Raw genomic sequence first — 12,921 nt, 5'->3', positions numbered from 1 at the left:
ATCAGCCTTACCGCCAAGACTGAACGAAACACTTCACCATTTCATGGCCTCCATGCCGGTGACCAAGGGGGTTATTTCAACTAACCCCCTTGGCATGGCAGGCAGAGCCACCTGTCGACCCTTTGGCGATGGGTTGGTTTCAACCCACCCCATCCCCTTTGGCAACATCAGCCTTACCGCCAAGACTGAACGAAACACTTCACCATTTCATGGCCTCCATGACGGTGACAAGGGGGGTGGTTTCAACCGACCCCCTTTTGCGTGGCAGGCAGAGCCATGGTTGTTCGCCGTTTCACGAGTCTCCATGATGACGCGAACCAGCGTCGCGTTTTGTGACGCTGGTTTGCACAGCCTGTCTCACATGCGCATCACAAGCACCTCTTCGCAGCGCCCATTTTGTTACAATGTTACATGTTACATGTTACAATAAGGTGGTTCCATATTGCGCAGGATGGGCTTATAGAAAATATATAGTATATATAATATATATATTATATATACTATATATTTTTTACACCCCCCAAATTCAGGCTTCCGAAAGAAGGTGCGGACATACGGAAGGTGCTTATTGTAACATGTAACATGTAACAATGTAACATTTTTCCGTCTGCAAGACAACCAAGGGGCAGAATGTCCAGGTAGCGCATAGCCCAGTGCAAGCGAAAGCTATGCCTGTGCAAACCGCCCTCATAGAAACGCACTCCGCATGCCAAAAATCTGCTATCTGCCGCACCGACGGCGCGACCTGTGGGATTGTCCCCACCACCCCGAACGGCATCTGTGCGCATCTGCGATCTGTGGGAGAACATATACGCGCAAAACGAAAAAAATAGCCCCAACCACCCTGAAACAAAGGGTGCAAGTCTTACAAAATGTTAAAAATCACATTTTTCCGACCGCAAAAGCTAATATTTGTTTATAAATATAATAAGGTAAGAAAATTATTTGTATCTTTGTATGGATTAGATAGTGAAAAACGTGTTTGGCTTTTCGTCGACAAGGCTAAGCGCTTAAAGCATAGATAATGAGGCAACTAAAAATTCAGAAGAGCATCACCAACCGCGCAAGTGAAGCTTTAGACAAGTATCTGGTGGAAATAAGCAGGGCCCCACTCATCTCCATCGATGAGGAGATAGCGCTGGCACAAAAGATCAAGAAAGGAGGACGCGAGGGCGAACGGGCAAAGGAGAGGCTCGTAACCGCCAACCTGCGCTTTGTGGTCTCCGTGGCCAAGCAGTACCAGCACCAGGGCTTGTCGCTGACCGACCTCATCGACGAGGGCAACATCGGCTTGATCAAGGCTGCCCAGAAATTCGATGAGACACGCGGCTTCAAGTTCATCTCATACGCCGTGTGGTGGATCCGGCAAGGCATCCTGCAGGCCATCGCCGAGCAGAGCCGCATCGTAAGGCTGCCGCTGAACCAGGTGGGGTCGCTCAGCAAGATCAACCACGAGATCAACCGCTTTGAGCAGGAGCACCAGCGCCAACCAAGCATCCAGGAGATCTCCGACGCCACGCACGTGGACGCCGACAAGATACAGCAGAGCATGATGGCCGACGGCCACCACGTGAGCGTTGACGCGCCCTTCCAGGACGGCGAGGAGAACACCATGCTCGACATCATGGCCAGCGGCGACGACAGCCGCACCGACAAGATGGTGGACCACGAGAGCATGGCGCAAGAGCTCAACGCCGTGCTCGAGAGCGTGCTCAACGACCGCGAGACAACCATCATACGCGAGTGCTTCGGCATAGGATGCAACGAGATGGGACTTGAGGAGATAGCCACCCAGCTCGGCCTCACACGCGAGCGCGTGCGACAGATACGCGAGAAAAGCATCGCCAAGCTGCGCAAGAGCGGCAACGTGCGCATCCTCATGAAGTATCTCGGCTAAGGGGCAAGCCACAAGGCAGCCCCCCGCCCCACCTTAGGCAAGGGCGCCAGCCTTAGGCCAAACAACGGCGCCCCACAACGGGCGTAGCCGTCAGGCGAACCTGTTAGACAAACCTGCCAACGAACCCAGTTAGACGAACCCCGGCAGACAAACCTGCCAACGAACCCCGACAGACGCACAAAACGTTACATTGTTACATGTTACATGTTACAATAAGGTGGTTCCGCATGTCGCACGTATCATAATGTTGGATGGCCCAAGGCGGGCTGAAAGCCCAATGACCTCCATAGCCCAGGGCAAGCGAAGCGACACCCTGGGTATATGTTGCCGTGTAGCTTGCGCCCTGTAAGGGCAAAAGCGTTGAAACATAGCGAGTTAGATACGCTTTTGCCCTTACAGGGCGTGGTATGGCACGATGCTACGGTTTACCCAGGGTGTCGCTTCGCTTGCCCAGGGCTATGCGCTTCTACCCCTTCGGGGCGTGCACGTTGACTTGGGTCTCGTATTTTTTTGATCTCACACCCGAATGGCACCTGTGCTCGTCTGGCACAACGAAAACGTTACATTGTTACATGTTACAATAAGGTGGTTCCACATGTCGCATTCCCCAATTCAACATTGGCGACACAACAACATCCAACATAGGAAAAATCACCCCACACTCTACCTTCAACATCATAAAACATTCCGCATAAAAATGAGAATTGAGACGCGAACGCGCTTGGTTCTCGTTTTTTTTGAGTAACTTTGCAAACAATTTCTATATCATACAAAAAGGTATTAGTATTAATGATCACTCTTACAAATTTAGCCATACAGTTTGGCAAACGTGTACTTTACAAAGACGTAAACATCAAATTTACCCGTGGCAACATCTACGGCGTCATCGGCGCCAATGGTGCGGGTAAATCAACCCTCTTGCGCGCCATCAGTGGAGACTTGGAGCCAAACAAAGGAACTGTGGAGATGGGCCCAGGCGAACGCCTGTCGGTGCTCGAGCAGGACCACTTTAAGTATGACGCATACAGCGTGATGGACACCGTTCTCATGGGTCATGAGGCGCTCTGGAACAACATGAAGGAGCGCGAGGCTCTCTACTCGAAGGCAGAGATGACCGAGGAGGATGGCAACCGCGCAGCCGAGCTCGAAGAGAAGTTTGCCGAGATGAACGGATGGGAGGCTGAGAGCGACGCAGCCCAACTGCTGCAGAACCTCGGCGTGAAGGAGGATGCACACCACAAGCAGATGACCGCCCTCTCCAACAACGAGAAGGTGCGCGTCATGCTGGCAAAAGCCCTCTTTGGAAAACCCGACAACCTGCTGCTCGACGAGCCCACCAACGACCTCGACCTCGACACCGTGGAATGGTTGGAGAACTATCTCGGAGAGATCGACGAGAACCAGACGGTGCTCGTGGTGAGCCACGACCGCCACTTCCTCGACTCGGTCAGCACACAGACCATCGACATCGACTTCGGAAAGGTGACCGTCTTCGCCGGAAACTATAGCTTCTGGTACGAGAGCTCGCAGCTCGCCCTCCGACAGGCGCAAAACCAAAAGCTGAAGGCCGAGGAGAAGAAAAAGCAGTTGGAGGAGTTTATACGCCGATTCTCTGCCAATGTGGCAAAGAGCCGCCAAACCACAAGCCGAAAGAAGATGCTGGAGAAGCTCAACGTGGAGGAAATACGCCCGTCGAGCCGTAAGTACCCGGGCATCATCTTCCAGATGGAGCGCGAGCCAGGCAACCAAATCCTTGAGGTGGAGGGGCTGAAGGCCGTCGACGACGAGGGACAGGTGCTCTTCGACAACGTGAACTTCAACATCGAGAAGGGACAGAAGGTGGTGTTTCTCAGCCATAACCCCAAGGCCATGACCGCCCTCTTCGAGATCATCAACGGCAACCGACAGGCCGACGCAGGAACCTACAAGTGGGGCGTAACCATCACAACGGCCTACCTCCCACTCGACAACACCGAGTTCTTCAAGAGCGACCTCAACCTCGTCGACTGGCTCTCACAGTACGGCCCCGGCAACGAGGTGGCCATGAAGGCCTACCTGGGACGCATGCTCTTCCGCCAGGAGGAGGTGGAGAAGAAGGTGAACGTGCTCTCGGGCGGCGAGAAGATGCGCTGCATGATCGCACGCATGCAACTGCAAAACGCCAACTGCCTGATACTCGACACGCCCACCAACCACCTCGACCTCGAAAGCATCCAGGCGTTCAACAACAACCTCGTGAGCTTCAAGGGAAACATCCTCTTCTCAAGCCACGACCATGAGTTTATAGAGACCGTGGCCGACCGCATCATCGAACTCACACCCAGCGGAACCATCGACAAGATGATGCCCTACGACGAGTATATCCATGACGAGGCCATCAAGGAGCAGAAGGCCAAAATGTACAACGCGTAAATAAGAAGTAACGACTTTCCACAAAGTCTACCTTCAACAGATAGTCATGTGGCACACTTTTTGTATGCTACATGACTATATTAAATATACACATATCATGACAGATTCAAAAGATAAAAGCAGAAAGATAAACGTGGACGGCGAAGAGGCAACCCCCAAGGCTGCCGAGAACAAGCCCGAAACGGAGGCTGCAGCCTCTGAGGAAAACACAGACGCCAAAACAGAGGAGACCCCTGAGGCCGACCCATTGGAAGAGGCACAGAAACAGATCGAAGAGCTGAAGGACAAGTACCTGCGCACCGTGGCTGAGTTTGACAACTACAAGAAGCGCACCCTGAAGGAAAAGACCGAGCTCATCCTCAACGGTGGCGCAAAAACGGTGGCCGCCATCCTCCCCGTACTCGATGATTTTGAGCGCGCCATAGCCGACAAGAGCGACGACCCCAAGGCCATCAAGGAAGGCATACAGAACATCTTCAACAAGTTTGTGAAGAGCCTGGAGAGCCTGGGAGTAAAGCAGATAGAAACCAAAGACAAGGATTTCGACACCGACTACCATGAGGCGGTGGCCATGGTTCCCGGCATGGGCGACGACAAGAAGGGCAAGGTGGTCGACTGCCTGCAGACGGGCTACACCATGAACGACAAGGTCATTCGCCACGCCAAGGTAGCCGTGGGACAATAAGCCCCTACACCCCTTCATTCTAATAAAGAATCTGAATTTCCAACACACAAATGGCAGAGAAAAGAGACTATTACGAGGTTCTGGGCTTGGACAAGAACGCAAGCGAGGATGACATAAAGAAAGCATACCGCAAACTGGCCATCAAATACCACCCCGACCGCAACCCCGGCGACAAAAAGGCCGAGGAGAAGTTTAAGGAGGCAGCTGAGGCCTACGACGTCTTGCACGACCCACAGAAACGCCAGCAATACGACCAGTTTGGCTTCAATGGCCCACAAGGCGGATTTGGCGGTGGCTTCGGCGGAGGCGGCATGGACATGGACGACATCTTCTCGATGTTTGGCGACATCTTCGGCGGGCACGGCGGATTTGGCGGATTTGGCGGATTCGGAGGCTTCGGAGGTGGAAGAGGCGGAAGCCAGCAGCGCGTGTACCGCGGCACCGACCTCCGACTGAAGGTGAAACTGTCGTTGCAGGACATAGCCTCGGGCGTAACCAAGAAGTTCAAGGTCAAGAAAGACGTGGTGTGCACCCATTGCCACGGCACAGGAGCCGAGGGCGGCTCACAGCCCGAGACCTGCCCCACATGTCACGGATCGGGCGTGGTGGCACGCACTGTGCGCACACCGCTCGGCATGATGACCACACAGTCGGAATGTCCCACCTGCCATGGCGAAGGCACCGTCATCAAAAACAAATGTAAGGAGTGTGGCGGCACGGGCGTCGTGAAAGGCGACGAGATCGTGGAAATCGAAATCCCTGCAGGCGTCGAAGAGGGAATGGTGGTCAACGTTGGCGGAAAAGGAAACGCCGGACCACACAATGGCGTCAACGGCGACATCCAAGTGCTGATTGAGGAGGAGAAGAACGACACCTTCACACGCGACAAGCAAGACATCATCTACAACCTGCTGCTCGATTTCCCAACGGCGGCATTAGGAGGCGAGGTGCAAATTCCAACCATCAACGGCAGCAAGGTGACGCTGAAGATCGAATCGGGAACGCAACCCGGCAAGACCGTCCGACTGAGAGGAAAGGGACTACCCGCACTCAGGGGATACGGATCGGGAACAGGCGACCTGGTAGTGAAAATCAGCGTCTACGTGCCCAAGACGCTCACAAAGGAGGAGAGGAAGGCCATCGAGTCGCTCAAGAATTGTGAGAACTTCAAGAGCGACTCTACAACCAAGAAGAGCATCTTCGACATGTTCAAGAATTGTTTCAATTAGAATAGGGCCATCTTCATGGATTATCAAGAAACCGTAGAATACCTATACAACAGCACCCCGGTCTTCGAGCACGTGGGTGCTGTTGCCTATAAGGAGGGATTGGAAAACACGTTGGCGATGGATGAACATTTCGGGCATCCTCACCGCTCATACAAAACCATACACATCGCTGGCACCAATGGCAAGGGATCGTGCTCACACACCTTGGCAGCCATTCTCCAAGCCGCAGGTTACAAGGTGGGACTTTACACCTCGCCACACCTTGTAGATTTCCGTGAACGCATAAGGGTTAACGGGCAGATGATCAGCGAGAAACGCGTTGTCGACTTCGTGGCCGACCATCGCGCCTTCTTCGAGCCCCTCCACCCCTCGTTTTTCGAACTGACCACCGCCATGGCGCTCCTCTACTTCAAGGAGCAACAGGTCGACGTGGCCGTCATCGAGGTGGGACTGGGAGGCCGACTCGACTGCACAAACATCATTACACCCGTATTGTCGGTCATCACCAACATCAGCCTCGACCATACCCAATTCCTCGGCCATACGCTCGAAAAGATCGCAGGCGAAAAAGCGGGTATTATAAAAATAGGTGTACCCGTAGTCGTCGGCGAGACACAAGCCGAGACCGCCCCCGTGTTCCAAGCCAAGGCCGAGCAGCAGGGAGCCCCCATCCTCTTCGCCGAGCACAACAGGGAGGTGACAAATTGGCAGTTCAGCCAACAGGGTGGCATCGATTACCAGACGCGCAGCCTGGGAGCGCTCCATGGCCAACTGGGTGGCGAATACCAAGCCAAGAACACCAACACCATCTTGGCAGCCATCGATGTGCTCCAAGGAAAAGCCCACGCCAAGGGCCTCCCGGAAGCCCCCATCTTCAAGATCAGCGAGCAGCACGTGGCAGACGGGTTAGCCAACGTGTGTGAGTCGACAGGCCTGCAAGGCCGTTGGCAGACGTTGCACCAGCACCCACTGGTCGTTTGCGACACAGGCCACAACACCGCAGGATGGACCTACCTGGCGGAGCAGATAGCCATGCAGAAGTGCCACCACAAGCACATCGTGTTTGGAATGGTCGACGACAAGGACATCGGCGCCGTCATGGACATGCTCCCCAAGGACGCCACCTACTATTGGACGCAAGCCAGCACACATCGAGCCGTGCCCTCGGCAAAGGTGGCACAGATGGGCCAGCAGCGCCATTTGAAGGGCGACAACTGCGGGAACGTGGAGCAAGCATACCGCAAGGCAATGGAAAAGGCAGGCCAAAACGATTTAGTTTTTGTTGGTGGATCGAGCTATGTCGTGGCCGATTTGTTGGCGTTAAACGATTTTTAACATCATGTTGTCCGTATTTTCTCTATTTTATCTTGCGATTATCGTTTATTTTTAGTTACTTTGCAGATAGATAAAGTAACTAAAAACTATTCAATATTATGAGCACGACTGAAACAGAAAACTTCGGCGGCCTGAAAAGATCCAATTATCAGGCCACTGTGGACGGAAAGAAGACAGATCTCTTTTTCCTCAAGAACAGCAAAGGTCACGTTGTAGCCATCACCAATTACGGCGGTGCAGTCGTCGGCGTGTTCGTTCCCGATAAGAATGGAGAACTGGCCAATGTCATTCAGAGCTATGACAGCATTGAGGCCGCACAAAAGTCCGACTCGCCATATAAGTCAACATTGATTGGTCGCTATGGCAACCGCATCTGCGAGGGCAACTTCACCCTCAACGGCAAGGCCTACCACTTGGCTGTGAACAACGGCAAGAACCACCTGCACGGCGGCAAGAAGGGATATAACCTTCGCGTATGGGAAGCCCAGAAGATGGGCGAACACACATTGGCGCTCAACCTCGTAAGTCCTTACGGAGAAGAGGGTTACACCGGAGAGGTGAAAGTTTCGGTCGAATACTCATTCACCGACGACGATGAGCTCGTCATCGAGTATCTCGCCACCACAAACAAGAAGACGATTATCAACCTCACACACCACGGTTACTTCTCGTTGGCCGGTATTGCCAACCCCACACCCACGGTTGATAATGTGGTTTGCGAAATCAACGCCGACTTCTTTATCCCCATCGACGACACATCCATCCCCACAGGCGAAATCCTGAAGGTGGAGGGCACACCGTTCGATTTCCGCGCTCCCAAGCCGCTCGGCCAAGACATCGACGCCGACGACGAGCAGATCAAGAACGGCGCAGGCTACGACCATTGCTTCGTGCTCAACAAGAAGGAGTTTGGAGAGCTGTCGTTCGCTGCCAAGGTGGTTGAGCCGGTGAGCGGACGCACCATGGAGGTTTACACCACAGAGCCTGGCGTGCAGCTCTACACCGACAACTGGGCCGACGGCAAGGACGGACAGTGTGGTGCCACATTCCCGAAGCGCTCATCGGTGTGCTTCGAGGCACAGCACTTCCCCGACACTCCCAACCGACCCTATTTCCCGAACGTCGTGTTGAAGCCGGGCGAGCAGTATAAGCAAAAGACCATCTATAAGTTTGGCGTGGAGAAATAACGTCTACCTAAGAAATAAGAGGGGGGAGGATGAGTTCCAGTTGGAATTCATCTTTCTCCCTATTCGTGAATGAACAATAACTGAATCAAAACAAATATGTCACAAACTCCTCAAACGCAGCGCCCCAACTACACGTTTGCGCTGATCGTTGTCTTCATCGTGTGCTTCCTCATCGGATTCATCACGACGATGAACAACTCTATGATTTCTTTCTGCTCTAAGGCTTTCGACCTGACAGCTCAGCAAGGCCAGTATGTCAACACCGCCTTCTATGGCGCCTACCTGCTGAGCATACCGTTCGCCATGCTCATGAGCAAGATTGGCTACAAGGGTACCCTTATCCTGGGTTTGGCGGTTGCCGGAATTGGCTTCGTCATCAACTCCATCGGCATCAACTCGGCCATCGCAGCACAGGCCAACGTTTACACCGTGTTCTTGGCCAGCATGTGCTTGGTGGCTTGCGGTGTGGTGATGCTGCAAAACGTGGCCAACCCCTACGTCATGGTTCTCGGCTCGCCTGAGAAGGGCGCTTTCCGCATGACGCTGAGCCAGGCCCTGAACTCCGTGGCCACCACGTTGGCTCCGCTGTTCATCACTTACGTCATCATCCGCGGTCAGGATCCTGAGCCCTCGGCTGTTCCCGCTCCGTTCCTGGGCTTGGGTATCTTCACGCTGGCCATCTGCGTCATCCTCGTGTTCCTGAAGCTCCCGAAGATCGACGAGGGCAAGCAGGCTGAGGACGCTGGTATCCACCGCGAGTATAAGAGCTCTGTGTTCAAGTATCCCCACGTTTGGTTGGGCGCACTCGGCATCTTCATGTATATGGGTGTTGAGATTGGCGTTCCTTCCATGCTTCCCTATAAGTTCCGCGACATGCTCGGCGCAGGCGAGGACTATACCTCGATCGCTACCAGCTACCTCGCATTCTACTGGGGTGGCATGATGGTTGGCCGTTTCATCGGTGCCGCCATCCTCGCCAAGTTTGAGCCGCGCAAGTTGCTCACCTCTTGCCTGGTGCTGGGTGCCGCATGCATCCTGCTGAGCGTTGTTCTCCCCGGCATGGTGGGTATCTGGTGCATGATCGCCGCTGGTCTGTTCCATTCCGTGATGTGGCCTTTGATCTTCAACCTGGGTCTCCAGGAGCTCGGTCCCCACACCAAGTCGGCTACGGGTGTCATCAACACCGGTGTGATTGGCGCTGCCCTGCTGATGCCTGTCATGGGTAAGTTGGTCGACTCTACCAGCGTTATCGTGGCAAGCTGCTGCCTCTTCATCTTCTACGCATACATCATCTGGTTCTGCAACTGGGGATCGAAGGTGGGTCTTGGAAAGTAAGTAAGATTCTATTAACTTTTTAAAAAATACATCTATGGAGATTGAATATGTAAGAAGTCGCTTCATCAAGCATTTCGACGGCAAGACAGGTAACATCTACCACTCACCTGGCCGCATCAACCTTATTGGTGAGCACACCGACTATAATGGTGGATTTGTTTTCCCGGGCGCTGTGGAGCAGGGCATCATGGCTGAGGTTCGCCCCAACGGCCAGCAGACATGTAACGTCTACTCTATCGACCTGAAGGACATGGTTCATTTCAAGATCGACGATCCTAAGGGTCCGTCAGCCACATGGGCTCGCTACATCTACGGCGTAGTGCAGGAGATGAGAGCTCTGGGCGTAGACGTGAAGCCTTTCAACGCTGCCTTCGCTGGCGACGTTCCATTGGGAGCTGGTATGTCTTCGTCAGCCGCGCTCGAGAGCTGCTTCGCTTGCGCGCTCAATGATCTGTTTGGCGACAACAAGGTCTCTAAGTGGGACATGGTGTTGGCTGGTCAGGCAACAGAGCACAAGTATATCGGCGTTAACTGCGGTATCATGGACCAGTTTGCTTCAGTCTTCGGACAGAAGGGCAAGCTCATGCGCCTCGACTGCCGTAGCCGCGAGTTTGAGTATTTCCCCTGGGAGCCCAAGGGCTACAAGCTCGTTCTGCTCAACTCTAAGGTGAAGCACGAGCTGAAGGGTTCACCCTACAACGATCGCCGCAACTCTTGCGAGAACGTGGTGAAGGCGCTGAGCAGCCACTTCCCTGATAAGAAGTTTGAGACGCTCCGCGACGCCAACTGGGATGAGCTGGAGGCCGTGAAGCCTGTGGTGAGCGAGGAGGACTACACACGCGCACACTTCGTGCTGGGTGAGGTAGACCGCGTGCTCGCTGTGAGTGAGGCTCTTGAGAAGGGCGATTACGAGACCGTTGGACAGAAGATGTACGAGACCCACTACGGCCTGAGCAAGGAGTATGAGGTGAGCTGCGAAGAGCTCGACTATCTCAACGACATTGCCAAGGAGAATGGCGTGACGGGTTCACGTATCATGGGCGGTGGTTTCGGTGGTTGCACCATCAACCTGGTGAAGGATGAGGTTTACGACAAATTCATCGCTGATGCCAAGAAGAAGTTCAACGAGAAGTATGGTCATGAGCCTGAGGTCATCAATGTGGTCATTGGCGACGGCTCAAGAAAGATCTGCTAAGCATCGACACGTCATTTCGCACATAACGAAATAAATGACATACCCCACGACCTGTTGCCCGAAAAGGCAGCAGGTCTTTTTTTATGAACATGCTTCCCTACCCACCCCACAAACGTTACATTGTTACATGTTACATGTTACAATAAGGTGGTTCCACATGGCGCATTGTCGTACGCTCAACATTCCTTACCCAACATTACATCCCATTCCACGCCCAACTTTCAACATTCAACGTTTCCATCCCCATTCATGGCCAATAACACCATAAAAATGGACAATTTTGCCAGTTGATTTATGTCAAGGAGTGTAAAAATGCCCTTTTTCGAAAAATAATGGGTGTAAACTGATACAACTTTCACGGAAAAGTAGTATCTTTACCAACAAATTACAAGAACCAATCAACTAACAACTCTTTAGTATGGAAAACTTTAGGAACCTACTGCTTGGAGCCGGACTTGCTGTTGCGGCTTTGACATCATGCGCCGGCGGAGGACAGTCTGCCGTCGAGACCGTCTCTGGCCTGAACCCCGCCAATTTCGACACAACGCTGAACGGCAAGAAGACCGAGCTGATCACCATCAAAAATAGCAACGGCATGGAGGTGTGCCTCACCAATTATGGTGGCCGCGTAGTGAGCATCTGCGTGCCCGACAAGGATGGCAAGCCCACCGACGTCGTATTGGGCTACGACAACATCAAGCAATACGCCGACACGCTCAACAGCCCCTCCGACTATGGGTCAAGCGTAGGTCGCTACGCCAACCGCATCAAGGATTCGAAGATCGTGGTGGACGGCAAGACCTATCAGTTGCGCGCCAACGACAACGAGAACTGCTTGCACGGCGGTGGCAACACTGGATGGCTCAATAAGGTGTATGATGTGCAGGAGAAGACCGACAGCTCGGTGACATTCGCCATCACAGCCCCCGACGGCGAGAATGGCTTCCCCGGCACTGTGAAGGCCACAGCCACCTACGTGGTGAAGAGCAACAACACGCTCGACATTACGTTTGGAGCCACCACCGACAAGGAGACCGTGGTCAACATGACAAACCATAGCTACTTCAACCTCAACGGAGACCCCTCTAAAGAGGGCGTAGACCAGGTGATGTATATCAACGCAGACAAGTTCACTCCCGCCGACGCCAAGTATATTCCCACTGGCGAGATCAAGGAGGTGACCGGCACACCCATGGACTTCCGCAAGGCACACGCCATTGGCGAGACCATCGTCGACACCACCTACGACCAGATTCGCAACGCCACGGGTTACGACCACAACTGGTGCCTCAACACCTTCAAGGATGGCAAGGGCGACGACACACAGGTGGCTGCCAGCCTCTACTCACCGAAGACGGGCATCTTGCTCGAGGTGTTTACCAACGAGCCGGGCATACAAGTTTACACCGGCAACTTCCAGGGCACAGGCATCGCTTGCAAGCATGGCATTAAGTACCCCAAGCACGTAAGCGTTTGCTTCGAGAGCCAGAAGTATCCCGATAGCCCCACCAAGATTGTGGCGAAGACAAAGGGATGGGAGATTTCCAATCCATACCTGAAGCCAGGCGAGAAATATTATAGCCACCTGGTTTACAAATTCTCCGTGAAATAACAACTAAAAACATTAACAATAACAAAACCAATTA

The 12,921-nt window shown here is 53.4% G+C and carries 10 protein-coding genes; all 10 read left to right on the top strand.

The annotated features are described in order from the left end of the window. The coding region (locus KM934_RS03295; RefSeq protein ID WP_215759189.1) for a hypothetical protein at nt 1–430 on the top strand (430 nt) is incomplete at its 5' end. A gap of 594 nt (nt 431–1,024) precedes the next feature. After that, nucleotides 1,025–1,897 (top strand): sigma-70 family RNA polymerase sigma factor, encoded by an 873-nt coding sequence (locus KM934_RS03290; protein WP_215759188.1) that lies wholly within the window; start codon nt 1,025–1,027, stop codon nt 1,895–1,897. Between the two features lie 789 nt (nt 1,898–2,686). Beyond that, the gene (locus KM934_RS03285) at nt 2,687–4,309 is read left to right on the top strand and encodes an ABC-F family ATP-binding cassette domain-containing protein (RefSeq protein ID WP_215759187.1); all 1,623 of its coding nucleotides are present in this window, start codon (nt 2,687–2,689) and stop codon (nt 4,307–4,309) included. A 97-nt stretch (nt 4,310–4,406) separates the two neighbouring features. Next, a complete protein-coding gene (locus KM934_RS03280; protein ID WP_215759186.1) occupies nt 4,407–4,994 on the top strand; it encodes a nucleotide exchange factor GrpE in 588 nt (195 codons plus the stop codon). Nucleotides 4,995–5,044: 50 nt separating this feature from the next. After that, nucleotides 5,045–6,223 (top strand): molecular chaperone DnaJ, encoded by a 1,179-nt coding sequence (gene dnaJ, locus KM934_RS03275; protein WP_215759185.1) that lies wholly within the window; start codon nt 5,045–5,047, stop codon nt 6,221–6,223. A 15-nt stretch (nt 6,224–6,238) separates the two neighbouring features. Next, nucleotides 6,239–7,558, top strand: a complete 1,320-nt coding sequence (locus KM934_RS03270; RefSeq protein ID WP_215759184.1) for a bifunctional folylpolyglutamate synthase/dihydrofolate synthase — start codon at nt 6,239–6,241, stop codon at nt 7,556–7,558. Between the two features lie 98 nt (nt 7,559–7,656). Next, entirely contained in the window at nt 7,657–8,745 is a 1,089-nt protein-coding gene (locus tag KM934_RS03265) for an aldose epimerase family protein (protein WP_215759183.1), read from the top strand. 96 nt (nt 8,746–8,841) lie between these two features. Beyond that, nucleotides 8,842–10,080: an MFS transporter gene (locus KM934_RS03260; RefSeq protein WP_215759182.1), complete on the top strand. Its 1,239-nt coding sequence runs from the start codon at nt 8,842–8,844 to the stop codon at nt 10,078–10,080. 34 nt (nt 10,081–10,114) lie between these two features. Then, the gene (gene galK / locus KM934_RS03255; RefSeq protein WP_215759181.1) at nt 10,115–11,275 is read left to right on the top strand and encodes a galactokinase; all 1,161 of its coding nucleotides are present in this window, start codon (nt 10,115–10,117) and stop codon (nt 11,273–11,275) included. Nucleotides 11,276–11,693: 418 nt separating this feature from the next. Next, entirely contained in the window at nt 11,694–12,887 is a 1,194-nt protein-coding gene (locus KM934_RS03250; RefSeq protein WP_215759180.1) for an aldose epimerase family protein, read from the top strand. Nucleotides 12,888–12,921: the final 34 nt, after the last annotated feature.

This window comes from Hallella faecis (assembly GCF_018789675.1).
Lineage (GTDB): Bacteria > Bacteroidota > Bacteroidia > Bacteroidales > Bacteroidaceae > Prevotella > Prevotella faecis.
Note: the sequence above shows the minus strand (reverse complement) of the source record. Positions and strands in the feature narration are given on the sequence as shown.